The 26,558-nt window shown below is 42.4% G+C and carries 29 protein-coding genes; 8 read left to right on the top strand and 21 right to left on the bottom strand.

The annotated features are described in order from the left end of the window. Positions 1-49 precede the first annotated feature (49 nt). From ccoG to ubiM, 3 genes are read left to right on the top strand one after another with little or no spacing between them, the layout of a single operon-like run. Complete coding sequence (ccoG, locus tag PSU72_RS08615; protein WP_300431922.1) at positions 50-1,567, top strand: cytochrome c oxidase accessory protein CcoG; 1,518 nt, start codon at positions 50-52, stop codon at positions 1,565-1,567. 37 nt (positions 1,568-1,604) lie between these two features. Continuing rightward, entirely contained in the window at positions 1,605-1,859 is a 255-nt protein-coding gene (locus PSU72_RS08610; RefSeq protein WP_300431920.1) for a FixH family protein, read from the top strand. Positions 1,860-1,873: 14 nt separating this feature from the next. After that, on the top strand, positions 1,874-3,052 hold the full coding sequence (gene ubiM, locus PSU72_RS08605) for a 5-demethoxyubiquinol-8 5-hydroxylase UbiM (RefSeq protein WP_300431919.1): 1,179 nt from the start codon (positions 1,874-1,876) through the stop codon (positions 3,050-3,052). On the opposite strand, the gene PSU72_RS08600 is transcribed toward ubiM, so the two are convergent. After that, positions 3,053-3,928: a radical SAM protein gene (locus PSU72_RS08600; protein WP_300431917.1), complete on the bottom strand. Its 876-nt coding sequence runs from the start codon at positions 3,926-3,928 to the stop codon at positions 3,053-3,055. It lies immediately after the preceding gene. Positions 3,929-3,984: 56 nt separating this feature from the next. Then, positions 3,985-4,716, bottom strand: coding sequence for a fumarate/nitrate reduction transcriptional regulator Fnr (gene fnr, locus PSU72_RS08595; protein ID WP_300431916.1), 732 nt, complete (start codon positions 4,714-4,716; stop codon positions 3,985-3,987). 215 nt (positions 4,717-4,931) lie between these two features. Here fnr and hemN point away from each other — a divergent pair, with 215 nt between their 5' ends. Next, positions 4,932-6,398, top strand: coding sequence for an oxygen-independent coproporphyrinogen III oxidase (gene hemN / locus PSU72_RS08590; protein WP_300431915.1), 1,467 nt, complete (start codon positions 4,932-4,934; stop codon positions 6,396-6,398). Between the two features lie 162 nt (positions 6,399-6,560). Here the strand turns inward: hemN and PSU72_RS08585 are convergent, their stop codons facing one another. The 9 genes from PSU72_RS08585 to PSU72_RS08545 form a co-directional block, all read right to left on the bottom strand. Continuing rightward, positions 6,561-7,235: an OmpW family outer membrane protein gene (locus PSU72_RS08585; RefSeq protein WP_300431913.1), complete on the bottom strand. Its 675-nt coding sequence runs from the start codon at positions 7,233-7,235 to the stop codon at positions 6,561-6,563. Positions 7,236-7,415: 180 nt separating this feature from the next. Continuing rightward, positions 7,416-8,792 carry a 23S rRNA (uracil(1939)-C(5))-methyltransferase RlmD gene (gene rlmD, locus PSU72_RS08580; protein WP_300431912.1) on the bottom strand — a complete coding sequence of 459 codons (1,377 nt, stop codon included), beginning with the start codon at positions 8,790-8,792 and terminating at the stop codon, positions 7,416-7,418. 103 nt (positions 8,793-8,895) lie between these two features. Next, the gene (locus tag PSU72_RS08575; RefSeq protein ID WP_300431911.1) at positions 8,896-9,666 is read right to left on the bottom strand and encodes a 3'-5' exonuclease; all 771 of its coding nucleotides are present in this window, start codon (positions 9,664-9,666) and stop codon (positions 8,896-8,898) included. A 53-nt stretch (positions 9,667-9,719) separates the two neighbouring features. Beyond that, entirely contained in the window at positions 9,720-10,229 is a 510-nt protein-coding gene (locus tag PSU72_RS08570; RefSeq protein WP_300431910.1) for a hypothetical protein, read from the bottom strand. Between the two features lie 151 nt (positions 10,230-10,380). Then, a complete protein-coding gene (locus PSU72_RS08565) occupies positions 10,381-10,800 on the bottom strand; it encodes a YdbL family protein (RefSeq protein ID WP_300431909.1) in 420 nt (139 codons plus the stop codon). 83 nt (positions 10,801-10,883) lie between these two features. Beyond that, positions 10,884-11,078 (bottom strand): hypothetical protein, encoded by a 195-nt coding sequence (locus PSU72_RS08560; protein WP_300431908.1) that lies wholly within the window; start codon positions 11,076-11,078, stop codon positions 10,884-10,886. A 97-nt stretch (positions 11,079-11,175) separates the two neighbouring features. Beyond that, on the bottom strand, positions 11,176-12,969 hold the full coding sequence (locus tag PSU72_RS08555) for a hypothetical protein (RefSeq protein WP_300431907.1): 1,794 nt from the start codon (positions 12,967-12,969) through the stop codon (positions 11,176-11,178). Positions 12,970-12,999: 30 nt separating this feature from the next. Continuing rightward, positions 13,000-13,887 (bottom strand): cysteine synthase CysM, encoded by an 888-nt coding sequence (cysM, locus tag PSU72_RS08550; protein WP_300431906.1) that lies wholly within the window; start codon positions 13,885-13,887, stop codon positions 13,000-13,002. Between the two features lie 29 nt (positions 13,888-13,916). Further along, positions 13,917-14,426, bottom strand: coding sequence for a disulfide bond formation protein B (locus PSU72_RS08545; protein ID WP_300431905.1), 510 nt, complete (start codon positions 14,424-14,426; stop codon positions 13,917-13,919). A 105-nt stretch (positions 14,427-14,531) separates the two neighbouring features. On the opposite strand from PSU72_RS08545, the gene xseA reads away from it, so the two are divergent. The 3 genes from xseA to PSU72_RS08530 all read left to right on the top strand — a co-directional run bounded on the left by xseA (position 14,532) and on the right by PSU72_RS08530 (position 17,917). Next, a complete protein-coding gene (xseA, locus tag PSU72_RS08540) occupies positions 14,532-15,758 on the top strand; it encodes an exodeoxyribonuclease VII large subunit (protein ID WP_300431904.1) in 1,227 nt (408 codons plus the stop codon). A 98-nt stretch (positions 15,759-15,856) separates the two neighbouring features. Continuing rightward, the gene (locus PSU72_RS08535) at positions 15,857-17,386 is read left to right on the top strand and encodes a Ppx/GppA phosphatase family protein (RefSeq protein WP_300431903.1); all 1,530 of its coding nucleotides are present in this window, start codon (positions 15,857-15,859) and stop codon (positions 17,384-17,386) included. A 78-nt stretch (positions 17,387-17,464) separates the two neighbouring features. Beyond that, positions 17,465-17,917, top strand: coding sequence for a hypothetical protein (locus PSU72_RS08530; RefSeq protein ID WP_300431902.1), 453 nt, complete (start codon positions 17,465-17,467; stop codon positions 17,915-17,917). A 6-nt stretch (positions 17,918-17,923) separates the two neighbouring features. On the opposite strand, the gene PSU72_RS08525 is transcribed toward PSU72_RS08530, so the two are convergent. After that, positions 17,924-18,397 carry a histidine phosphatase family protein gene (locus PSU72_RS08525; protein WP_300431901.1) on the bottom strand — a complete coding sequence of 158 codons (474 nt, stop codon included), beginning with the start codon at positions 18,395-18,397 and terminating at the stop codon, positions 17,924-17,926. Positions 18,398-18,451: 54 nt separating this feature from the next. Further along, a complete protein-coding gene (gene ppk1, locus PSU72_RS08520) occupies positions 18,452-20,521 on the bottom strand; it encodes a polyphosphate kinase 1 (protein WP_300432509.1) in 2,070 nt (689 codons plus the stop codon). A 168-nt stretch (positions 20,522-20,689) separates the two neighbouring features. On the opposite strand from ppk1, the gene PSU72_RS08515 reads away from it, so the two are divergent. Then, a complete protein-coding gene (locus PSU72_RS08515) occupies positions 20,690-21,235 on the top strand; it encodes a hypothetical protein (protein ID WP_300431900.1) in 546 nt (181 codons plus the stop codon). An 11-nt stretch (positions 21,236-21,246) separates the two neighbouring features. On the opposite strand, the gene PSU72_RS08510 is transcribed toward PSU72_RS08515, so the two are convergent. Genes PSU72_RS08510 through PSU72_RS08475 form a run of 8 tightly spaced genes read right to left on the bottom strand, consistent with a single transcriptional unit; the run spans position 21,247 to position 26,526 of the window. Further along, positions 21,247-22,029: a tRNA threonylcarbamoyladenosine dehydratase gene (locus PSU72_RS08510; protein WP_300431899.1), complete on the bottom strand. Its 783-nt coding sequence runs from the start codon at positions 22,027-22,029 to the stop codon at positions 21,247-21,249. Continuing rightward, entirely contained in the window at positions 22,026-22,415 is a 390-nt protein-coding gene (acpS, locus tag PSU72_RS08505) for a holo-ACP synthase (RefSeq protein ID WP_300431898.1), read from the bottom strand. Before acpS ends, PSU72_RS08510 begins: the two co-directional genes overlap by 4 nt. A gap of 24 nt (positions 22,416-22,439) precedes the next feature. Then, positions 22,440-23,168, bottom strand: a complete 729-nt coding sequence (pdxJ, locus tag PSU72_RS08500) for a pyridoxine 5'-phosphate synthase (protein ID WP_300431897.1) — start codon at positions 23,166-23,168, stop codon at positions 22,440-22,442. Positions 23,169-23,198: 30 nt separating this feature from the next. Then, positions 23,199-23,936: a DNA repair protein RecO gene (recO, locus tag PSU72_RS08495; RefSeq protein WP_300431896.1), complete on the bottom strand. Its 738-nt coding sequence runs from the start codon at positions 23,934-23,936 to the stop codon at positions 23,199-23,201. Then, on the bottom strand, positions 23,936-24,412 hold the full coding sequence (locus tag PSU72_RS08490; RefSeq protein ID WP_300431895.1) for a hypothetical protein: 477 nt from the start codon (positions 24,410-24,412) through the stop codon (positions 23,936-23,938). Before PSU72_RS08490 ends, recO begins: the two co-directional genes overlap by 1 nt. 39 nt (positions 24,413-24,451) lie before the next feature. Further along, entirely contained in the window at positions 24,452-25,375 is a 924-nt protein-coding gene (gene era, locus PSU72_RS08485) for a GTPase Era (RefSeq protein WP_300431894.1), read from the bottom strand. A gap of 21 nt (positions 25,376-25,396) precedes the next feature. Further along, complete coding sequence (gene rnc, locus PSU72_RS08480; RefSeq protein ID WP_300431893.1) at positions 25,397-26,092, bottom strand: ribonuclease III; 696 nt, start codon at positions 26,090-26,092, stop codon at positions 25,397-25,399. A gap of 29 nt (positions 26,093-26,121) precedes the next feature. After that, complete coding sequence (locus PSU72_RS08475) at positions 26,122-26,526, bottom strand: DUF4845 domain-containing protein (RefSeq protein WP_300431892.1); 405 nt, start codon at positions 26,524-26,526, stop codon at positions 26,122-26,124. Positions 26,527-26,558: the final 32 nt, after the last annotated feature.

Below are 26,558 nucleotides of genomic sequence, written 5' to 3'. Positions count from 1 at the left end.
GCGTAGTAAAAAACAAAGCAATTTAAGCTAGTTTTAGAAAGTTGGATGCATGAAAAAAGCACCAAGCGTTAAAACAACAGAGGCAACGATTCCTTTAAATGAAGTCGTGATTTCTTTGTACCAATCAGAAGATAAAATCTATCCTCGCAGTGTTTCAGGTTTTTTCACTCAATGGCGCTGGGTCATGATCTGGTTGACTCAGCTCTTCTTTTACGGCGTGCCTTGGTTAGAATGGGGTAATCGCCAAGCGCTATTATTCGATCTTGAAGCCAAACGCTTTTATATATTTAAATTAGTCTTGTATCCGCAAGATTTGATTTATCTCACTGCAATTCTAATTATCTCAGCGCTATCTCTATTCCTCTTTACTGCGATTGCTGGTCGCTTATGGTGTGGCTATGCCTGCCCTCAAACCGTGTATACGGAAATATTTCTTTGGATAGAGAAAAAAATTGAAGGTGACCGTGCGGCACGCATGAAGCTTGATGCAGCAGGAATGTCATCAAAAAAACTCAGCAGAAAAGTGGCTAAACATTTTGCTTGGATTGCATTTGCATTGTGGACTGGCTTTACCTTCGTAGGTTACTTCACGCCAATTCGTGAGCTTGCACACTCGGTGGTCAACGTGAGTTTAGGCCCATGGGAAACGTTTTGGGTTTGCTTCTACGGTTTTGCAACTTATGGCAATGCTGGCTTCATGCGCGAGCAAGTCTGCAAATATATGTGTCCATATGCGCGCTTTCAAAGCGCCATGTTTGATGACGATACGCTAATTGTTACCTATGATGAAGCACGCGGCGAACCTCGTGGTGGTCGCTCACGTAAGGCTGAAGTTAACACCAAAGCATTAGGCTCGTGTATTGATTGCAGCTTATGTGTGCAGGTATGTCCTACTGGCATTGATATTCGAGATGGCTTGCAATACGAATGCATAGGTTGTGGTGCATGTGCAGATGTATGCGATACCGTAATGGATAAAATGGGCTATGAGCGCGGCTTAGTAAAATACTCTACGCAAAATGCGCTAACAAATAATTGGTCTCATCAACAAATGTTTAAGCGCATACTCCGTCCGCGCGTACTCATTTACTCCGCAGTGCTTCTACTACTCATTACTGGCTTGTTAGCAAGCTTATGGTTTCGAACACCTTTCAGAGTTGATGTCATGCGCGACAACGCTGTGGTAGGACGCTTGAGCGATGATGGCATGTTAGAAAATGTCTACCGCATGCAGATTATGAATGGTACGGAAGAAACCCAGCATTATCGTATCAATGTAACGGGCTTAAAAGGTCTTGAAATAGACGCGAAAGATACTAAAGAAACTCAAGGCGATAAAAATAAATCCATAAGTAAAGAGTCTGAATCTGCTGAAAACACCAAACAAGCCAATGAAAATGATCATACATTTATAGTAAAACCTACAGAATCGCGCTGGGTAATCGTTGCTTTAAAAATGCCTGATGGTGCCGCCGAGTCTGGCTCGCATAAAATTCAATTTGTAATTGAAGCTATTGAAAGTAAAGAAATTGTCACTGAAAAATCTGTTTTTCTAGTGCCTAGGTAATCACTTAAGCCATTAAATTAAATATAAAGGATATGCTGTGGAAAAATTAGATACGAAACCTTGGTGGAAATATGGCTATGTTTGGCTAGTGATTGGAGGGCCTTTAGTGGTTGTTATCGCCTCTTTCATTACTTTATATCTAGCTATTACACGACCTGATGCGGTCATTGATGATTACTATCGCAAAGGGATGGAAATCAATAAAACCTTAAGCGCTGAGCATGATGGCATGGCGCCCGCAATGCAAGCACGCAACCATGCTGCAACTGGCATGAAACCAATAGAAAACTAATAACCAGTCCTGTCATGGTGACTAATGTGGATGTTGTTGTGATAGGTGCTGGTCCAGCTGGGTTATGCTTTGCTAAGTCGCTTGCTGACTCAGGATTACAAACAATAGTCATTGAACGCCAATCTGAACATAGCTTATCTTCTCCTGCTTTTGATGGTCGCGAAATCGCGCTAACGCATCACTCAGCACAACTCATGCATGAGCTAGGTATATGGTCATTTATATCGCCTGATGCGGTTTCACCTTTGCGAGATGCACGTGTTTTTAATGGCTCTTCATTATTTTCAATGGATATTGGTCACCGCGATACGCAAAAAGCTGAACTAGGCTATTTAGTTTCAAACCACCTCATTCGTAAAGCCGCATACGAGGCAGTTAAATCAGGCTCAGCCATCAGTCTTAGAACAGATGTAGAAGTCACTAACGTCAAAACTAACCCAAACAACACCCAAATTTCACTGAATAACGGCGAGGTTATTCAAGCTAAATTATTAATAGGTGCTGATAGCCGATTCTCCGAAACCCGTCGAACAATGGGTATCGCGGCTGACATGCATGATTTCGGTAAAACTATGATGGTCTGCGTCATGGAACACCCTATTTCTCATGAACATACGGCATGGGAATGGTTTGATTACGGACAAACCTTGGCATTGTTACCTATGAATGGATCGCGTTCGTCTGTGGTGATTACACTAGCACCGGATGAAATGAATCCTTTGATGAAAATGGATGAGGAAGATTTTAACCGCGAAGTCTCAGCCAGATTCAAGCATAGACTTGGTGCAATGCGCCTAGTTTCAACCAAACACGCTTATCCATTAGTCACGGTATATTCCAAGCGCCTTATCGGGCAACGCTTTGCGTTAATAGGCGATGCTGCGGTTGGTATGCACCCAGTCACTGCGCATGGCTTTAACTTTGGTTTAAAGGGCGTTGCAACTTTGTCGGCTGAAATCAAAGCAGCAATAGCATCAGGCAAAGACTTTGCCTCTGATACACTACTTCTACGCTATGAACAAAAGCATAGACGTGACACGCGCCCACTGTTTCTTGCTACTCATGCGATTGCTAAAATTTATAGCAGCAATAGCCCACCAGCACGACTATTCAGAGCTGGCGCGTTACACCTAGGAAATCGTATTGCACCGCTCAAACGTGCAGTAGCCGGTTTTCTAGCAGACGCGCGCTAACTATGGACTTACGTATACGGTGAGACCTAGCTGGCGTATACGTTGCGCCACGCCCTCCAGCCACTCTTCTGATAAACGGCTTAATCGTTCAGCTTCAGCCTGGTATGACGGGCGTGCAAGTCCGTAAAGATGGACGCCCGGCACAACATCCTTAACTTGGCTAATTAGCGCTAAATAAGCCAAAACATCAGCCTCAGCTGGAGGCTCGCCATCTAATCCAAACATGCAAGTTTGTATAAAAGTTGGGCACGCTGCCGCGCACTTTTTAAGCCGTTGAATATGACTTTCTGGATTCAGATTCACATCATTAACTCTTGCAATACCTTCTTTAGTACCCGCATCAAGCTTAAACCAAACCTCACCATTACACTTGGCTAGGTGGCTCACACTATCGAGTACAGCTTGTTTATCCATCAAACTACCATTAGTAATCAACCTCACTTTGATAGGATTTATTTGCTTGGTATTGCCGATTTCACCAAGCAAATTAAAGTCTCTCAAGACGTTATCCACCAATGTCACTACTTCGGGAAACTCTTTGGCGCTAGTAGGCTCGCCATTGCCTGAAAAAGCAATGTCTTTCAGATGTCTATCACCTTCAGCAACATAGCGCTCCATAAAGTCGCCATCCAGCGCATAGGTCAAAAAAGATCTGAGTTCTTTTTCCAATAGATCCAGTTCAATTGGCAGCGGCGTGCCGCGCGCAAGATTGGGTACTTGGCAATAGACGCAGCGCCAGTTACAAGCATTATTGACATTAAGATTAATACCAATTGAAACGCCGCCAGCGCGCCGAGAAACGACAGGGTAGATATACTTCATACCGCTAACATCACGGTTATGGTCAGATACGGTAAGTGTGTGTTGTAAAGTCATTCTAGGATTTGGAAGCTAGCGTTATCAATATTTATAACGCTAGAAATAATAAGATTTTAACTACAGGTTTCTGGGTTGAATATCTTTTTGAGCGCGTCAGTATTTAAAATACGTACATAACGTTGCTTCACTTCAATGATGCCATCGTCACTAAATTTAGAAAAAGCGCGGCTAACTGTTTCTAGTTTCATACCAAGATAACTGCCTATTTCCTCTCGTGACATTCTGAGCGTCAACTCTGTCTGCGAGAACCCACGGGCATGTAAGCGTTGTGTTAAATTCAGTAAAAACGCGGCTAAGCGCTCTTCTGCGCGCATATTGCCGAGCAACATCATCACACTATTTTCGCGCACAATTTCGCGGCTCATAATTTTATGCACATGGCGCTGCAATAAGGGAAACTCGCGGGATAAATCTTCTACGTTGGCAAAAGGCATCACACAGACTTCGGCATCTTCCAAGGCCACAGCATTACAGCTATGGTGGTCTGTAACAATGCCATCTAAGCCGATAATTTCACCTGCCATTTGAAAACCCGTCACTTGTTCGCGACCATCCTCAGTTGAAACACAAGTTTTGAAAAAACCTGTTCTAATCGCGTACAGTGAGGTGAATACATCGCCATTACTAAAAAGCATCTCACCTTGCTTCACTCTGCGACGCGTGGCGACCACTTCGTCTAGCTTCTTCATGTCATCGGTATTAAACCCGGTAGGCATACACAGCTCACGCAAGTTACAGTTTGAGCAAGCGACTTTTACAGATTCTGGGGTAATGGGTAGATTCATATTTTGATAAAACTTAAGGTGGCAGCATAAGCATAGCGCCAATCCCATCTGGTTACTAGGGATAATTCAAGATAATTATATTTTATCAACATGCCAATATTTCTAGTAAGCAAGGTTTCGTAAATATCACGTGTCATCGTTTGATTTGCATCAAGGAGTTACTCAAACAAAGCTGGCATAGTTCTATGCCTGAACTAGATTGTAGGAGTGGAATAATGTGCGCAAATAACATTTCAATTAAGCCTGTTGAAAATATAACGAGTATGAACCAGACAGCAAACACTAGTTATATCATGCCAGGCGTGACAACAGATATGTTGCAGAAATATGATGTGTCAGGCCCACGTTATACGTCTTACCCTACTGCGGATAGATTTGTAGAGGCCTTTACTGAAGACGCTTACAAATTAGCGCTGGAACAAAGAAGTGTTGCTGGCGCTGCCCTACCGCTATCGATTTATGTGCATATTCCATTTTGTGAATCCCTTTGTTTTTTCTGTGCTTGCAATAAAATCGTGACCAAACATCATGAACGTAGCGCAGAATATTTACGCTATCTAAACCGCGAAATTGATTTGCATATGGAGCATTTAGGTAGTAAAAGAGGCTCAGTACAAACCATTTCACAATTGCATTTAGGTGGCGGCACACCTACTTTTTTCTCAGATGATGAGCTGACTGAACTGATGAACATGCTGAAGCGCAACTTTGTTTTTACGCCAAACGGTGAGTATTCAATTGAAGTTGATCCACGCACCGTCAACGAACATCGCCTAAAGCATCTAGCCGAATTAGGCTTTAACCGCTTAAGTTTTGGCGTGCAAGATTTTGACCCAGAAGTACAAAAAGCTGTGCATCGCATTCAGCCTGCAGAACAGGTATTTTCTCTAGTTGAAGCCGCGCGCCGTCTTAAATTTGATTCTATCAATGTAGATTTAATCTACGGGCTACCAATGCAAACGCCAGAGTCATTTACTCGCACTTTAAACCAAATCGTTGAGCTTAGGCCTAATAGAATAGCGTTATACGGCTACGCACACTTGCCAGAGAGGTTCAAGCCACAGCGACGCATCAGCGAATATGAGTTACCTGCAGCGCAAGATAAAATCGCCATGTTATCGAATGCCCTAAAAACATTTATCGAGGCTGGGTATGTGTATGTTGGCATGGATCACTTTGCCTTACCAGATGATGATTTAGCCATCGCAAAACGACAAGGCAGACTGCATCGTAATTTCCAAGGTTATAGTACGCAACCAGATTGTGATTTAATCAGCCTAGGCGTTTCTGCAATAGGTCGCGTGGGGGCTACTTATAGCCAGAATGCTAAAACGATTGAAGAGTATTATGACTATCTAAACCAAGGTCGCTTCCCTGTGGTTCGTGGATTAGCACTATCTAGGGACGATTTAATACGCCGTGCAGTGATTATGGCCATTATGTGCCAAGGCGCATTGCAATATGAATCGATTGAGCTTGCCTATGTGATTGACTTCAAAACTTACTTCGCAAATGAACTAGCGCCATTAAAAGAGCAGCAAGCCATAGGCATGGTAGAACTGGATGATAGCAGTTTACAGGTAACCGATACTGGTTGGTTCTTTGTACGAGCGATTGCCATGCTATTTGATAAATACTTACAGACTGACCGTAATCGGGCACGCTTCTCAAAAATCATCTAATACTTTTTAATGATAAATATCCGATAGCATTTTCCTATCGGCTATTTTTTTGTCTACACTTTGTAAAATTTAATGATAAAAGTTTAATACATAAAAAAAGCCCCTACCGAGAACGATAGAGGCAAAGGTGGAGCCTTAAAATCTTTGTATTAATACTTGTTCTTAGAATTTTTTACCGATACCGATACCGAATACCCATGGGTTAATATCTAAATCATCGATTTTTGTCCATGTGTTAGGAGCAAGTTGTGCTTCTACATCTGTATTCATTGTCACGTACTTAACATCAGCATTAATTAACCAGCCATCTTTAAGGTTTATATCAAAGCCAGCTTGGGCAACGAAACCAAACATATTACGATCAATTCTAATTGGAACAACTCCACTTGCTGTCAAGTTATGATCAAAACTATGTGTGTAATTTACACCTGCACCAACATAAGGATCGAAAGTTTGATCTGGCATAAAGTGCCATTGAGCAGTTAATGTTGGAGGCAACATATTCACCGAACCTAAGTTTTGATTTCCTAATGCACCAGTATTGTTAGCAATATTTACATCATGGCGTGTACCAAGTGCCAAAATCAATTCAGCTGCAATATTTTTAGTAAAATAATAAGAAATATCCAGCTCAGGAATAACATTATTATCTACAGTTAACTCCGCATTCGGCGAAACCGCAACGCCAGCTGCATTAGCAATCTTACCCAAATCACTGCTTTCATTAGGTGCAACATCTACAGCGCGTAAACGTACAGCCCAATCACCCGCTTCTGCTTGAGCTAACGCAGGTGCAAAAGTAGCTGCAAGTGCTAACACCAATAATGTTTTTTTCATTTCAAAACTCTCCACATAAAAATAAATTGATTCGATGTGTGAATTTTACGAGGCGCTATGGATAAGCAATTTGATGTGTATCAACTAGGCATACAAAAATAGTTAAGCGTTGCTTTTTTACAACAACGCTTAACTCACCAAGACAAGCATGTCAGCTGAAGTTTTTATGGACTAAGGTTTTTATATACCGCGCGTAAATAGTGCAATAGACTCAACATGAGCCGTATGCGGAAACATATTAATGACGCCTGCCGCAGCTAAGGTGTAGCCTTTTTCATTGACTAACACCCCAGCATCACGCGCAAGTGTGGCAGGGTTACATGACACGTAAACAATTAATTTTGGTGCGGTTTCAGGCGTAATCGCTTTGACTAATTCAAAAGCGCCATCGCGCGGTGGGTCTACTAACCATTTATCAAAATGGCCAAGTTCAGCTAAGCTTGATTCCGTCATTTTAAATAAATCGGCGACGCCAAATTTCACATGTTCGATACTATTTAGAGCTGCACTTTCATTGGCTCTATCGACTAAATTCGCTAAGCCTTCTAGGCCTAATACCTTAGCACCACTGCGAGCAATTGGTAAAGTGAAATTGCCAATTCCGCAGAAGAAGTCTGCGATTCTTTCATTTTCTTCCGGAGCTAATAACTGCATGGCACGGCGTAACATGACTCGATTGATCTGTGGGTTCACTTGCGTGAACTCATTAGGCTTGAACGGGTAAGTTAAATCGAACTCTGGCAAGCTGTATTTAAGCACGGATCCGGCCAATGGATAAAATGGCTTAATCGTGTCAGGGCCTTTAGTCTGTGTCCAAATTTGGACAGCATGTACATCTGCGAAAGCTTTTAACAATATTTCATCATCAGTGTTTAGAGCATCCATAATGCGCAAGATCAGCACGATTACAGGGTGATCTTTTCCTGCTTCTAAGTCAGCTTCGCCAACTGCCAGCTCAATTTGAGGTAACTTGTCACGTATGCTTAATTGCAAAATCATATGCTGCAATGGTGCTATCAGTGCAGAAACTTCTGGCACTAATACCTCGCATGAATTCATATCCGCCACATATCGTGTGGCTTTTTCATTAAAACCAACCAATACGCGTTCTTTTTTTTCTACATATTTAACGCTTAAACGTGCTTTGTGGCGGTAGCCCCAGGTAGGACCATATAAAGGCGGTAGCATGTTCTCGGCCTTTACTTTGCCGATATGCCATAAGTCGTTTTCAAGTAACCGCTGCTTTGCCGCCACTTGCGCTGCAAAATCTAAATGCTGCAATTTACAACCGCCGCACAATCCAAAATGCGGACATTTAGGTGTCACGCGTTGATTGGATTGTTTTAATATCTCGACGACATTAGCAACTTCGTAACTCGGTTTAATGCGGATGGATTGATAGGTGACTTTTTCATTCGGCAGTGCGCCATCAATAAAAATAGTTTTACCTTCGACATGCGCAACACCGCGTCCCTCTTGGTCTAGCGACTCAATAGTCGCATGTTTTGTTTCGAGGATGGCTGGAGGTTTATTGCGATTTCTAGCGTGACGTGCCATGTGAAAGCCTGTATTTCTGAGTGAGGTGTGATTTTAACGCATTATTGGCACATTGTTAAAAGCTCAATGATATATGTAGTAGCTCCGCAGCTACAAAAGAGTACTACCAAGCCGCTAGAAACTCTGTCCAATGCGGTGCGCTGTAACTCGTCAATGTCTCACGAACAAGCTTAATCTCTGCTTCGTAGGCTGCCTGTGTCAGATTTCCACGCATGAGTTGAAATCGTAAAAATACCAAGTGCGTATTGGCGACGTCCGTCTCACAGTAATTGCGGATTTCTTCAATCTTGCCTGCTTTATAGGCATCCCACACTTTACTACCATCCATACCCAGCTTACCTGGGAAGCCGCACAACTTAGCTAAATCATCTAAGGGGGCATTAGCGCGTGCGTTGTACATCGCCATCACATCCATTAAATCTAAATGGCGCATGTGGTAACGGCTAATGTAGTTATTCCATTTGAATTCTTTGTCGTCTTCCCCCAAATCCCAATAGCGACTGGCGTTAATGCCGTGTATCAGTCCGCGATAATGCAACACCGGCAAATCAAAGCCACTGCCATTCCATGAGATGATTTGCGGGGTGAACTTATCGATACCATCAAAGAAACGTTGGATGATTTCAGCTTCTGTGGCATCTGCATCGCCAAGTGTCCAAACTTTAAAGTTATTACCTTCACGCAAGGCACATGAAATGGCGCAGATGCGATGTTGATGCAATGGTAAAAAGTCTGTGCCATTTTGCTGGCGACGTTGATGCAAGGCGATATTGGCAACATCGTCTGCTGAAGTTTCCGGTGGCAGGTTATACAAAACTCGCAGGCCATCCGTATCAGGAATAGTCTCGATATCAAATACTAAGGTAGGCGTCATGCCAAAAGCATACACGATACAACAACTAATGAGCAACCAGCCCGTGTGACTATTTAGGCAAACTCTGCTGCGTCTAATGTTGGGGCTTGTTCAGATTCTGCTGACTCTTCAGCTTTATGTATCAGTATTGGTGTCAGCATTTCACCGTCTACAAATGCTAGCATTGCGTAACGTACTGGCTCATCGGCTTGAACTGGCGTAAATTTACCAAAACCAAATTTTGAGTTTTTAATCACTTGCCATGCACCTCTGGGTTCGGCATATTCAGGCTTTGAAAAGTGCTGCCTAATTTGTGCGGAGGTCATGCTATGAAGCACGTAATCTGTACTTCCTATCAAAAGTGACCAGCGTGTCTCATCTTCATTCTCGGCGCTCTCCAACTGATATAAATACCAATCATCATGCTGATAAACCAATTGAAATATGCTGTGGATAGCCTGCGTTCGCGTATTGATGGCATAGTAAACACCTTGATCATCCAAGGTAATAGCCTTACCAAAAGAGGGAAAGTTAATCACGTTATTTGAGACACTGCTTGGCATGCTTGAAGAATGACTTGGCATTTTGCACTCCATTAACTTATCAAAGTTAAGCTTAGTGTATGCCTGTCATCATGAAGTCTAAACTGAAAATAACATTAGATTAATAGCTTATTTCAATCAAAACTAAACTGACTATAATAAATAAAGGCTGTCTAAGCAGCCTAGAAATTGACTATTTTTTCACCCAACCGCTGTCGCTTTGATAATACCAGCCGCTCTGCGCTTTATCTATCCAGCGGCCAGCAAACGTACCTTGAATATCGCCACGCCACTCTGGGTGACCGTTACCTGCGGCGATTTCTTTGTACAAAGCATTGCGATCAGCATTCTCAGCAGCCACTAGCGCATTAATGCCTTGTCTATCCTTGAGTGGCACAGCGGTGGTATCACGCACTGCAATCATGCCATCTTTGGTTAAACCAATAGCACCGCTGGCATAATGAGGCGCCAATTGATTGTGGCGCGCTTGCATGCTGTTTTTAATCGCCGAAATCGCAGGCGTATTAACCTCTAAATCTGGCACAGCATTTGCCAAACTGCTTGATAAAAACATCGCCATCATCACTATTAAGATATTCATTAGTTTTTGCATGTTATTTCCTTTTTTATCGGTTCGTTTCCAAGTGAATCTGTATAGATCCAACTTGAGTCGTGCATGTCGGGTTGAAACCCGACCTACTTAGCAATAGGAGCATCTGTAGGCTTGGTCGTTGTTTGCGCGTCATCTTTGAGTTGCCAGACATCGTCGATAATCTTATCGGCTGCTTTTTCTGCAGCTGCGGCGGGAAAGTAAATATTGATAGTCACGCAGGCAGATAAGCCTGCAATGACTGCTAACAAACTTATACTTTTGTTTAAATTACTTTTCATTGTTGTTCCTTATTCGATAGCACAATTCTAAATAAACCTAATTAATGCGCAAAACACTACCATTTGCACCTACTTCACTATTACTGCTTCATAATGACTACTTAACTATCACTTTGGTATTACCGTCAGTAATACGTTTTATTCTACCTAACAAATCAGACAAACTGATTCTTTGTGTATAACCATTTACATTCACCGCTGGTATACCTTTACCTTTAACGATGACATACCCTGTTGCGGTTGACTCAACGCCACCCATTTCGCAAACATCTTGACGCAACTTGCAGCTTAACCCTATTTTTTCGTAATTAAACTCTTTAAAGAAACGTAAAAAAGTCCGCTGCAAAGCTGCTGCTGTACCTTCACCACCTAAAGCGGCAATATTTTCAACCGCGCGTTGCGAGATTTTTTTAAGATGTTTGCCTTCGCTGGTTTGGATGGAGGCATCTAAACGAACAGGCTTCCAGTTTTCTAGCACCATACTTTTAACGTCACCATCCAATTTACCTTCAATATCGCCGAAGCTAAAGGTGCGCGTTAAATCACCCAAATCTAAATCACGCATCTGCAAATCTGCTTGCAACCTTGGCACCACGCCTAGCGGATCCTCAATTTTAAGGTTATCCATCCCAATAGTGCCATCAAATACATTAAAAACCATCGCCCCATCCATCACCAGCAGCTTACCTGCATAGGTCAATTGCGGTACGTGACCAGAAATTTTACCTTGCATGATAGGCCAACCCAGCGCCTTGCTAAACTCACTCATTGAAATTGGCGCAACATTCATGCCTACGTGCCAATACCAGTTATCGGCAATCATCGCCGCAGATAAATCGGTAAAGTTTAGGGCGCCATCTAGAATCGGCAATGTGAGTTGTGGTGTGGTGAATGAATATCGGTTAATCACCGCACTTAACTTCGTATCCCCCAAAGGCATTTTGAGCAAATGTCCGCCTTCATATTCAATGTTCACAGTTTTAGCGTTGTTGTAATCCCATGGCAAATGCGCATTCATGTGTTTGAAAGCAAACTTGCCGTTTTTATCCTCAATATTGGCATCGCGCAGATTCAACTCAAAACTACTCGGTTCTAAATTTTTAATCTCGAACTGCCAATCAGCTTTGCCCGATACCTCCAAATTACCAAACACAGATTTTTCAGCCATAGGCTTCAAAAATATGGCATAAAGCCCTGCAAAATCAACGTCTTTAGCGGTGACTTTAATATCCTCGACCACTTTAGTATCAGTGTTAATTTGCACACTTGAGCTCATCTTACCGACCTCATTCACCAGTAAGCTAGCATTCTCAATATTCAGCATAGGCTGCTTAAAAGTACCGTTAACTTCAAACCTATTACCCGCTTTGCCAAAATAAAATGGTTGCCAAAACAACTCGCCTTTGTCCCAGCTAATCAGGCCGTTCCATTGCCAAATTTTGTTGATATTTTTTGCGGCAAGCTTAATTTGACCAGTGAGATTTTCACCCGCATGCAAGCCTGACTCATCACTAAAACTAGCTGAGTTAAAGGCAACGTCGATTGCAAAATCGTTAGGATAACTCACAAAATTTACTGAAAATGGCGCCTTTACTTGCTTGGCTATAAAACTGCCATTCAAACAATCTATTTGCCCAATTTTTTCAGTATTGAATTGCGCACATTGCAGGCTGAAGGGAATGAACTCTTTTTCGTTGGTCGGCTTTACTTCTGCTTTCAAGCTTAGCGTCGGTTTCGTGCCTTTTAAATCTACCTGAAACTGTGCATTCTTGAGTTTACCCGCAGGTGCATCAACCTCGCCGACTTGAATTTGAATAGCACTAATGGCATAAGCCTGCTGATAAAACAAACTGATGCATACACTAAAAACAATGGCTAGCTGACGAAACATTTAAGCTGGAGGCATTGATGAAAGATATATTTACGAAGGAAACACGCCTGTAGATAAGTAACGATCGCCCCTATCGCAAACAATAGTGACGATCACTGCATTTTCTAGCTCTTTAGAAAGCTGTAGCGCCGTATATAAAGCACCGCCACTTGAGATTCCTGCGAATACGCCCTCTTCAGTAGCTAACTTTCTAGTGATATTTTCGGCATTTTTTTGATTCACATAGCGCAACTCATCTACACGGTTAGCCTCGTAAATCTCAGGTAAATACTCAACCGGCCACTTACGTATACCTGGAATCTGGCTACCGTCCTCTGGCTGTACTCCAACAATTTGGATATTTGGATTTTTCTCTTTTAAATAGCGCGAAACGCCCATAATTGTGCCTGTGGTGCCCATGCTCGATACAAAATGCGTCACTTTACCGCCAGTATCGCGCCAAATCTCAGGACCAGTGCCTTCATAATGCGCTAGAGGATTATCACTATTACCAAACTGATCTAATACGATGCCCTCGCCCTCTGCTTGCAGCTTCATCGCCACATCACGTGCAAGTTCCATGCTGCCATCTTTAGGCGTTAATATCAGCTCTGCGCCATAGGCTTTCATGCTTTGACGGCGCTCCATGCTTTGGTTATCTGGCATGACTAATATCATTTTATAACCGCGCATCGCCGCCACCATCGCCAACGCAATGCCCGTGTTGCCACTGGTCGCTTCAATTAGCGTATCCCCAGGTTTAATATCACCGCGTGCCTCAGCTCGAGCAATCATGCTGTAAGCTGGCCTATCTTTTACCGAGCCTGCAGGGTTATTGCCTTCGAGCTTAAGTAATATCGTGTTGCTGGTCTTGCCAGCCATGCGTTGCAGTTTAACTAAAGGGGTATTGCCGACAAAATTATCTAATGTTTTATACATTTACTTAGGTTTCTTTATGTGTGGTTTTATTATTTGTTTAGCTTGGCTAGATATAAAGCATAAACAGCCATGCTAATAAAGGCGATAAGTGCCATTTGCGGTATGCTCAAGCCAAGAAAAGTCCAATCGATTGAGGCGCAATCCCCTGTTCCGCGAAACACCAATTTAAGCGCTTTTTGTAATGGAAAATTCTCAAACATATAGTCGAAACCAACACCGCAATCGGCAATCATCGTATCGCGATGCGCTTGTAACCACCAATGTCTAATTGCCACGCCAGCGCCACCGAGTGCCGTTAGCACCTGTAATAAAGTAAATAACTTACTAAGAATAGTGGCAGGTTTAATGAATGCTGCAATTAAAAAAAGTACGCCCAAACCCATAAATACCATGCGCTGAGATATGCACAACGGGCAAGGATTTAGTTGATAGTGCGTTTGTATCGCCAATGCCAAACCGACTAAGCCAAAACAAGCCACAAAACCTAGCAAATAGCCGCGTTTACCACTGAGTAATTTATTTACCATTTCACATTTCATTTCAAACACCTTATATTTTGTTAGCTGCGCGATTTTGCTAGCTGTGCGATTTGTTAGCTGTCGCTTATAATTGACCCAATAAAACATTGTAATAGATAACGCCTGATGACTGAACCTACTTTATTGAATGAAAAGCAAATTCGTAACGGGAAAATTTTGACCGTGAGCGAACTAAATCGTTTAGCCAATCAGGTATTAACGCAAAGTTTTCCGCTTTTCTGGGTATCTGGCGAAGTTTCTAACTTAACGCGTGCAGCAAGCGGGCATTGGTATTTTTCACTTAAAGACAGCAGTGCTCAAGTACGCTGTGTGATGTTTAAAGGCCGCAACAGCTATTTAGATTGGGTGCCAAAAGAAGGTGATAAAGTTGAAGCCCGTTGCACTGTCACGCTGTATGAAGCACGTGGTGACTTTCAACTCACCATCGAGTTTTTACAGCGCGCAGGTTTGGGTGTTCTATTCGAGGCATTTGAAAAGCTAAAATCCAAGCTTCAACAAGAAGGTTTATTTGATGCTGCGTTTAAAAAGTCGCTGCCAACACACCCCAAAAAAATCGGCATAGTGACATCTCCTGATGCTGCAGCCTTACGCGATGTACTCACCACATTCAAACGCCGCATGCCTAGTATTCCGATTGTGATTTACCCCACACCAGTACAAGGTAAAGGTGTAGCAATACAGATTGCTGATGCAATTCAATTGGCTAATGAACGTGCTGAGTGTGACGTGCTGATTATTTGTCGGGGCGGCGGTAGCATTGAAGACTTATGGCAATTCAACGAAGAAATCGTTGCTAGAGCCATTGCAGAGTGCTCGATACCTACCATTAGTGGCGTCGGTCATGAAACTGACTTTACCATTTGCGACTTTGTAGCCGATGTGCGTGCCGCAACGCCAACAGCTGCTGCCGAGCTAGCCACTCCTTCCAGAGAAAATATACTAGCCGCACTCAATCAACTAAAGCAGCAATTAAGCCGAATGATGCAATATCAACTTAATCAGCGCGCGCAAGCCCTAGATTACTTATCGCGTAGGCTAATTTCACCGTCTCAACAAATTGAGCAGCAAAAATCGCAACTCGCGCAAATGACTTTGCGTTTGAATACTGCCATGAATCAGCAAGTAAAAAATAAGCAGCAAAATTTATTACGTGCGAGCCAGAATTTAACCCATCTTAACCCACAAGCCGTACTCACCCGCGGTTACGCTTTTGTACAAAATAAACTAGGAACGATCATCAGTTCAAGCCAGCAACTTCGACAGGGTGACGATGTGACGCTGACATTCGGTGCTGGTTCTGCCGAAGCCACTATCGATAAAACAAATCCCTGATATTTAATTTTACAATTGTCATCAAACTTTCAAACTATAATTACAAAATAAACAATAATATTGTTTTATAGAACATTCTAAAGTTTAAGTTGGCGACCATGCAAAATAACCTAATTAATTTACCAGTAATACCTGCCGACAAAACCTTGCTCGCGGCGATTGATTTAGGTTCAAACAGCTTCAGACTTGAAATCGGTCGATTGGATAGCGGCCATATTCAACGCGTAGAATACCTAAAAGAGGCCGTACGACAAGGTGGAGATTTAGACGAAAACCGCAATTTAACAGCCGAATCGATGGAACGTGGAATTCGCTGCCTAGCTAGATTTGGGGAGCGCCTACAAGGTTTTGACCCATCACATGTTCGTGCAGTTGCCACCCAAACCTTACGTGAAGCTAATAATCGTGATGTATTTATTAAGCTAGCTAAAAAAGCGTTGGGCTTTGATGTAGAAGTCATTTCGGGTGTGGAAGAAGCCCGCCTCATATACAAAGGCGTGAGCAGATTTTTACCGCAATCGAATGAGCGACGTTTAGTCATAGACATTGGCGGCCGCTCTACTGAGTTTATTTTAGGTCAAGGCTTTACATCACAGCATACAGCGTCACTGCATGTGGGGTCAGTTGCGTGGTCACTCAAGCATTTTGGTTCAGGTGAATACACCGAAAATGCTTTTACCCGCGCAGAAATTGCTGCTGAATCTATTTTTGATACATTAGGTACACACTTTAACCACACACAATGGGACATTGCCTACGGCGCCTCTGGCACTGTGGGCGCGGTAGCTGACGTGTTAGTGCAATATGGGCGACCAGTTAATACCATCACTAAAGAAGGTCTATATTGGCTTAGAGATGAATTATTACGAACTAAGCACGTAGATAAATTACGGCTACTAGGTTTAAAAGAAGATAGAAAGCCTGTCATTGCAGGTGGCTTATCTATTCTCATCGGTATATTTGACTTCTTAAAAATTGAAACGTTAAACGTAGCTCAGGGCGCATTGCGACATGGTTTGCTGTATGACATGCTCGCACGTGACAACGAAATGGTCGATTTAAGAAACGCCTCTGTTCAGCGTTTAGCACGTAAGTTTGATGTAGATGAACCGCACGCAAAAACTGTGGCCGACGTCGCTGGTAAGTTATTCGAGAAAATTAGTGAGAATATACATTTTGCAGCTGGCGAACAACAAGTGCACGCTCGTAAATTACACTGGGCTAGCTTACTGCATGAGATTGGCTGCGCAGTTTCGCCAATTGACGCGAATTTACATGGCGCATATATTCTAGAACATACAGAGCCAGCAGGGTTCTCCCAAAGCGAGCTTCATTGTTTAAGTCTGTTAACGCTGGGTTATAAAGGTAAATTAAAGCGCCTGGAAACTGACTTTTCTGACCGTATTTTCGTTATGCAGCTCGTGTGTTTACGTCTTGCAGTTATTTTGTGCCATGCGCGTCAGATGCCTAACCTACGTGGGTTCCAACTGCACTTCAAACAAAACAGTATTCAATTAATCATACCAAAATATTGGCCTGAAAAATTTCCGCAATCTTATTACCTATTAGATGAAGAAACTATCGCGTGGCAGAAAATTAACTGGCATCTAGAAATTTCAAATATTTAACATTTTGTCATAAAAAATTCACATTCAAACATTCTGTAACGGTATAAACTGTTTATACCGTTTATTTAGGAGACCATAATGTCAAAAATCAATCAGCTACAAGCTGCAGCACTAAAAGGGCCTGTTGAAAAAAACACTCCAGTGAAAACTGCAGTTAAAAAAACTGTTACCCCAAAACCATTAGCAGCTAAGGCTGTTACCGCAAAAGTAGCAACGCCTAAACCAGTTGCGACTAGTCCAGCTAAAGTTACACCAAAAGCAGTTGCGCCAAAAGTTGTAAAGACCAAACCAGTTACAAAAGAAAAAGCACCTAAATTAAAAATGGAACGTGACAGCTTTACAATGCCGAAAGCTGAATATGCACAGCTTTACGTGTTGAAAGAACGTTTAGCCAAACTAGGCAATCCTGCGAAAAAAAGTGAGTTATTACGCGCGGGCATTATGCAATTAGCTGCGATGACTGATGCCGCCTTAAAAGTGGCTATGAGCAAAGTGCCTACGATTAAAACAGGCCGTCCAAAAAAGAAATAATATCGCCTATAAATTAGGGTGTTTAACTGCGTATAAATAGTTTTGCATAACACCCTCATTCACACGTTGGCGCAGCCACCAAACTGCGCCCTTCTTGACTGCGCATGCACTCTCATTCATGCCAAGTAGCTTTGTAATTAACGTACCTAAATTGGGCTGGTGTCCAATAATTAAGATGGTGCGGCTACTATCATCATTGCTAACTTTGCTAGCAATGATCTCTGGCGTGCTATCTACACTCAGAAAGTCAGCCACTTCAACGTGAATTGAACACAGTGCTTGCAAAGCAGCTGCAGTCTGCAAGCAACGTATTGCCGGGCTGCAGTACACCTCAGTATTCTTAGGTAAATGCTGATTCAACCACTTCGCTATTTTAACGGCATCTTTATGCCCGCTCTTTGTTAAAGCTCTGTCAAAATCTGCGCCACTTTTACTTTGCACTTCAGCTTCGGCATGTCGCCATAAAATCAAATTTTCCATTGTATTTTCTGTGCTACGTTTTTACGCCACGTTCTCTATATTAAATCTTCTACATTAGTTTTCGTATTTTTTTAGTAACTGTTGCTGCGCGCTGAATTCGTTCTCTTTCGCTTTAGATTGAGGCAACGCAGGTATGCTCAAAGTATAAGTTCCGTCTGCGTTAAGTAACCATGAATTTTTGCTGTCATCCAAGTACATCTGGCAACATTCAAGCAAAATTCGCGCGCGATTATCAGCATCGACAATAGGCCAAGCAATTTCTACACGGCGCATCATATTACGGTTCATCCAATCGGCACTTGAAAGCCACATATTTTCTACTTCATCTACTTTAAAATAGAAAACGCGAGAGTGTTCCAGCAACCTTCCTATAATTGACCGCACCCTGATACGTCCATCTAGGCCAGGCGCATCTACAGGCAAGATACAGGCGCCACGCAATATCAAATCGATTTCAACGCCAGCACGCCCAGCATTGACTAAGGCTTGTACCAATGCAACATCGGTCAGTGCGTTCATTTTCAGAATAATACGTGCAGTTTTACCTGCTTTCGCAGCAAGCTCGGCAGTTCTAATTTTAGCTAACATTTGTCTATGCAAATTAAACGGCGCAACAAGTAGCTTTTGCATGCGAGGTAATTGTATTTGACTAGCAATGTGTCTAAACAAATACTCCATATCGCGAGTGATTTGCACATCGGACGTTAGCATACTTACATCGGTATATAAACGCGCTGTTCTTGGGTTGTAATTGCCAGTAGAAACATGGCCGTAGTGCTTTAAATGTGCCCCCTCACGTCGCATGACTAGCAACATCTTAGCGTGTGTCTTTAAACCCACGACGCCGTATACCACTTGCGCACCAACTGATTCTAAGTCTTCAGCCCAGTTGATATTGGCTTCTTCGTCAAAGCGCGCTTTAAGCTCAACCACAGCCATCACTTCTTTGCCACGCCTAACGGCTTCTTGCAGCAATTTAAGCATGCGTGGATCAGAACCTGTACGATAAATAGTTTGCTGAATTGACAATACATCTGGGTCATAAACCGCTTCACGCAGGAAATCAATGACTGACTCGAAGCTCTCGTAAGGCTGGTGAATCAATATATCTTTTTGTTTTAACTGGGTAAAAAATGATTGTCCAGAAACCAACTGCTCACTGCGCTTAGGCTCAAACGGCTTGAATTTTAAATCATCGCCTTCGGCTAAATCCGCTAACTGCATCAATCGAGCGAGATTCACAAGACCATTAACGCGATATAAAGACTGCTTAGGCAAGTCGAATTGCTGCAATAAGAACTTAGCGAGCTTTTCATCACAACCATGTGACACTTCTAAACGAACCGCATCGCCAAAGTTACGTTGCACTAAGCCTTGCCTTAGAGCTGTACGCAAGTTCTTCACATCATCTTCATCTACAGCCAAGTCGGAGTGCCTAGTAACCCTGAACTGTGAAAAATTAAGCACTTCGCGCCCAGTGAACAAGCTAGCCAAATGCGCTCTAATAACGCTAGATAAAGAAACAAATTTTTGCTGCTTATCACTTAGATTTTTAGGGAATTTAATTAAGCGCGGTAATACTCTTGGCACTTTAACAATAGCAATATTGTTATCACGGCCAAATGCATCGTTGCCGCCCAACAACACGATAAAGTTGAGTGATTTATTAGCAACTAAGGGAAATGGATGTGAAGGATCAAGCGCTACAGGCACTAGCAACGGGCGCACTTCAGTTTCAAAATACTTGGCCACCCATTTACGTTGCTCCGCAGTACGATCGCCATGCGAAACCAAATATACGCCGTGCTTTGCCAGCGCTGGCATCACCTCATGATTGAAAATTTGATATTGCTTATCAACTAAAGCATGAGCGGCTTCTGATATGGCCTCATAACTTTGCACATTAATCTCGCTTTTGCGCTCATCTTCACGCATTGCGTCAACATGCGGCGCAGCCCGTACTTCAAAGAACTCATCTAGATTCGAAGAAACAATACAAAGAAAGCGTAAGCGCTCTAGCAATGGATAATCAGGATTCTGTGCAAGACTTAATACACGTTGATTGAACGCTAGAATGCTAATGTCGCGATTAAGTAGTTTTAACGGTGGGTAGGTTGAGCGCATATGTTTTTCAGTATTAATATGCATAGGATATTATGCGCCGATTGTGACAAATTGATGAAATTTTGATGAAAAACAATCTACACGATAGAACTAGATTTACTGACATTTTTTTGTAATATTTCTACACCAAAATCCTTCTGTAGATTTTTATATAGAAAAATAATAAATATGGTGTATGAAAAATCAGCACTTGGATTCAATGAATTTATCAATCAAAATCGCACGCTAAGTGTAAGAGAGCGGCAAGTTTTGCTACTGGTCAATGGGGTTCGTAATGTTGATGAGCTTGAAAAGTTTTTTAAAAAAGAGCAATTAACAATCACTCTAAGTAAACTAATTTCAGATGGTTACATCCATCAATTCAACAACATAAACTCGTTAACTAAGAATAAAGCATCCAGTCATTCAACACTGACTACACTATCGTTCATCAACGCAATCAATGATGAGTTGCCTATCGACTCAGCAAAAATTGCGGCAATTAAAACCATACTTCTAGAGTCGACGGACGATTATTTAGGGTTGATGGGACACAGCATCAAGGTGTGCGTTAACTCGTGTAGCAATGAGTACGACTTGAGAAGTTGCATCTCTATGTGGCATATGGCAATGCGAGAATCAAAACTAGGTCGGGAATCTACAAGTTTTTTGCTAGAGCAAATTCACCAAACACTCGAAAACAAAATGTTAGATTCTGACATGAATACTCATTAGCTTCAGGCTCATTAACTCTTTAACAAGTCTCGAATTAGCAAGCCCGCTGCTGCAAATCCAAATGGCGCGGTCACACATACGCTAGAACCATATCCTGCACAGTTTAAGCCTGTGATTGCCGCATCATTTTTTTCACATACACGATCGGGCATGATAACTTCTTCATCTGAATAGATGCATTGAATGCCAAGCTTTGAAGGCTTATTTTTACCTGTATCGGCTTTTGCAAAACCATATTCACGGCGTAACAAGTTACGTACTTTTGCCAACAACTTATCGTGACTGACTTGGCTTAAATCTGCCTGCTTGATGCGGCTTGCATCCAAACGTCCACCTGCTGCGCCAGTCATGACTAATGGAATGTTCTTTTGCTGACAGAATGCAGCAATAGCGGCTTTGGCTTTCGCATCATCTATGCAATCGATGATGCCATGAAAATTGCAATTGAGTATTTCATTAGCGTTCTCAGTTGTCACAAAATCTTCAACTTCATGCACCACCGCTGCTGGGTTAATCAGTCGAATACGCTCGGCCATTGCGGTCACTTTGGCTTTTCCAAATACACCCTCTACAGCATGTAATTGGCGATTTACATTGGACTCAGCAATATTATCTAAATCAATCAATGTAATCGTACCCACAGCATTGCGCGCAACTGCCTCCGCGGCCCAACTACCCACACCACCGATACCGATGACACATAGGTGCATCGCTTGTAATTTAGCTAAGCTATCAACACCGTATAACCTTGAAACACCGCCAAATCGGCGTGCTGTATCTATCGTCTCTATCATGCTGTGTTATCCACTTCCAGCACCACAAATGCGGCGGCTAGATTCTTCTCGTCACTAATACTAATATGCATTTGCGTGATATTTTTAGATTTCAATAACGCTTGCAACTCGGACGCTAAAACCAACAAGGGCTTGCCTAAATCATCATGAGAAACTGCAATGTTTTGGAAGGTTGCAGGCGCTCGCAACCCCGTGCCTAAAGCCTTAGAAAAAGCTTCTTTTGCAGCAAAACGCTTAGCTAGAAAACGTGCTTTGATATGCGACTCAAAATAGCTGGCTAACTCACTCTCAGCCAAGATGCGTTTAGCGAAATCATCGCCAAACTGCTGAATCGAAGCCTCGATTCGAGCGACTTCTACGATGTCAGTGCCAATTCCAAAAATCATTTACTTGAGCTTCAATCCGTTGAGTTATTTATAACTAAACTCTTTAACCAGTGCCTTCATTTCACGCACCGCATTATCCCAGCCAACAAATAATGCATGAGCAACAATTGCATGCCCAATGTTAAGCTCGTCTATTCCTTCAATGGATGCGATTTCATGCACATTATGGTAATGCAAGCCGTGGCCTGCATTCACTACCAAACCTAATTTCAAACCGTGGCTCACGGCATCTTTGATGCGCTGCAACTCACGGGCTTTATCAGCTGAATTCTCCGCATCGGCAAATGTACCTGTATGCAGTTCAATGACTGGCGCACCAGCTTTTTTTGCTGCGTCAATTTGTGCTGCATCTGGGCCAATAAACAAGGACACGCGGATGCCAGCATCACTTAATTTTTTTACTGCTTTATGCACATTTGCAAAATTACCAATGACATCTAAGCCACCTTCTGTAGTGCGCTCTTCACGACGCTCTGGAACTAGGCAGACATCTTGCGGTGCAACTTCCAAAGCAATCTCTATCATTTCATCAGTTACAGCACATTCCAAATTCATGCGAGTTTGCAACAAGTTACGCAAAGCGTGGACATCCGCATCTTGCATATGGCGGCGATCTTCACGCAAATGTAACGTGATGCTATCTGCTCCCGATTGCTCTGCGCGCAAAGCTGCCTGAACCACGCTTGGATATTTGGTACCACGCGCTTGGCGGATGGTCGCTACGTGGTCGATGTTGACACCTAATTTAATCATGATTAACTTCTATCTTTAAACTTTATAAAATTATAAACCCTGCAAATCAATGAGCAACTGCCGCGTATGCAATGGTTTATCGCCTAAGTAATGGGCTAATAAGTAACGCATCAGTTGTTTACTCTGTTGCTGCGTTTGTCCATTACTGTAATCGTCACTCGCCATATCTATTAAGGTTTTGCCGAACAATTGTATGCCATTATTTATACGCGTTGGCGACCCATTTAGCCTTGTTGCACCATATTCGGCAACATAACGGTAATTGGCATCTTCTAAAATCTGTGCATTACTCACATCATGCTGTAGCGGAATTGCATAACCTAACTCTTGCAACAACTTCAGTTCAAAACGCCTAAGCGTAGTGGCTAAATCCTCACCGTTAGCTAGTATCTTTAAGGTTGCGCTGTAATACTCAAATAAGCTTTCATGCGGATCTTCACGTGGGAGCAATCGTAACAACAATTCATTCAGATAAAAGCCGCACATCAGCGCATCACCTTTAAGCAGCAACAAGCCTCCACCCCACTCTAGGCTATGCAACGTTTTAAGCTCTAACTTGCCAGACCAAGTGGCGAGTAAAGGCTGAAAAGACTGCAACATGCCACGCATGGCAGAGCGTGGCCGCCTTGCCCCTTTTGCCGTAGTGGCCACACGGCCAAAGCCGTGTGCAAATAACTCTACAACTAAGCTGGTTTCTTTAAACGGGTAGGTGTGAAGCACATAGACAGGTTGGTTATCTTGGCGATGTGAATTAGCACTAACCGCCATTATTGTTCAGGCTCAGCTAAACTTTGCAAGCTCTGATCATCCGCCTTTAAAATCAATAATGGCACCAACATTTCTGCACCTGAAAAAAGAATAAACGCAAAACGCACGTTCTCATCTGCGTTGATGGGGGTGAATTTGCCAAATCCATATCGTGAATTTCGCATAAGTTGCCAGGCGCCTTTAGGCTCCGCATATTCGGGCTTATCAAAATGATGCTTAATCTCTTCGGTAGAAACACTTTTTAAAGGGTAGTCACCATTGTCTGCCAGTATCACCCAGCCCATTTCGCCATTTTTACCAGTATTTTTTAACTGATATAGATACCAATCTTGGTCCTCTTTAGCATCACCTTCATAAACCAGCTGGAATACATTATTGATATCACCGGTTTTACGATTGATTGCGTAATAAATGCCTTGTTCATCTAGCTCGATTGGCTTGCCATAAACAGGAATGTTATAGACATTATTCGGCATACTGAATACTCTAAACTAATTAGCTTAATTACCGCCTAGTTAATAACCCAGACTTTTTAGTGCTCTTTCGTCATCGGCCCAACCGCCTTTAACTTTCACCCAAGTTTCTAGGTAAACTTTACCGCCAAATAATTTCTCCATATCTTGGCGGGCTTCAGTAGAAATCTGCTTCATTTTTTCGCCACTTTTACCAATGAGCATTGGTTTTTGGCTATCTTTATCGACAATAATGGCGACAAAAATACGGCGTAAGTTACCAACCACTTCAAATTTTTCAATTTCTACCGCGACGGCATAAGGAAGTTCATCACCAACCAATCTGAAAATCTTCTCACGCACTAGCTCGGCAGCTAGAAAACGTTCATTTTTATCGGTCAGTTCATCTTCAGCATAAATCGCTGCTTGCTCAGGTAAATATTTGCGAATCGTATGTAACAACTCATCTAAATTGAGACTCTTTTTTGCACTCACAGGCACGATGTCTGTAAATGGAAATTCTAAATCAAAGTCTTGAATCAGTGGTAACAAATTACCTTTATCACCCATCAAATCTGATTTATTCACCACCAAAATTGTCGGGGTTTTATCTGACAATAATGCTAATACTTTGCGGTCAGCTTCACCTAATTTCATAGGCTCAATCACAAACAGCACCACATCAACCTCTGTGAGTACTTGTGTCACGGTTTTATTCAAACCTTTATTCAGCGTATTAAGATGCTTTTGTTGAAAGCCTGGCGTATCTACAAACAAGAACTGGGTATCTTCTGTAGTATGAATGCCCAGCAAACGATGGCGCGTAGTTTGCGCTTTGCGCGAAGTAATGGCTAACTTCATTCCTAAAATATGATTTAACAACGTAGATTTCCCTACGTTAGGGCGGCCTACAATTGCAATGGTGCCGCATTTGAATGCAGACAAGGTGTCCACATCCAAATCTGAATCCAAGTTTGAGTCTGTCATTTTGGGGTATCCAATAATAATTTATGCGATTTGGCTTTTACCAAATCGAATTTTTTCTAACGCGAGTAATGCAAGTTGAGCTGCTTGTTGCTCAGCGATGCGGCGGCTAGTGCCTTCGCCTACGGTACGAATATCGAGTTTTTGTATGAAACATTCTACAATAAATACCTGTGCATGCGCTTCACCGCTAGTGTGAACAACAGCATATTCTGGCACAGCAATCTTTTTGCCTTGTAGAACTTCTTGTAATAAAGACTTAGGATCTTTATCAATAATTTTAGGGTCTATCGTGCTAAGTTTTTCAGTATAAAGCTCCAAAACCAAAGCCTCTGCCGCAAAAAATCCACCATCAAGATACACCGCGCCAATAATGGCTTCCAAAGCATCCGCCAGTATAGACGGCCTTCTCCAGCCGGCGCTTTTCAATTCGCCTTCGCCTAGCTTCAGTGCGTCACCAATATCTAATGAAAATGCAATTTCGCTGATGGTGGCTTCTTTTACTAATTGCGCTCGCAAGCGACTTAAATCGCCTTCAGCCAAACTTGGAAAGCGCTGATATAGCTGATTAGCTATAATGAAATTAAGCGCGCCATCTCCCAAATACTCGAGCCTCTCATTATTCTGAGAAGCGTAACTACGATGAGTCAGTGCTTGAGTCAGCAGATTTTTGTCTACAAACTTGTAACTAAGGCGTTTTGATAAATCCTGCTGAGTCATTGAATATGTTTGATACCTGTGTTTCTAACTTACTTACCGTCTGCCGAAGCATTAAAATCCATCATGACACTAATATTGCCAAAAAGCGGAGTGATGACTTGGTACTGCGCAGCAACTGTTGTTTCACCTGAGCTACTCTTGCCCATGATTAGATCTGTGCCGTGAATGACTGTGATATATGAGGTATTAGCTCGTCTATCAAAAGAATCCTGAATTTCTTTTTTGCTCATGCCACTTAAAGATTCTTTGTTCATAGCGCGTATAACTGTTTTAACCGAAAAATACTCTTGGTAAGCAGGAAAAATTTTCATTGCAATAATCGCAACAAAAAACAACATTGCCCCGACAAACAACATGCCGAGCAACGTCGCACCAGCTTGCTTCTTATGACTAGCCTGATGTTTCATTGGGTTTTTTATTTGAGGATTATGCATAAATTTCTCCATGTTTTAGAAAATTGAATGTT

The sequence above is a fragment of the Methylotenera sp. genome (assembly GCF_029945535.1).
Classification (GTDB): domain Bacteria; phylum Pseudomonadota; class Gammaproteobacteria; order Burkholderiales; family Methylophilaceae; genus Methylotenera.
The sequence above is the reverse complement of the archived record's forward strand: the minus strand, read 5'-3'. Positions and strand labels throughout refer to the sequence as shown.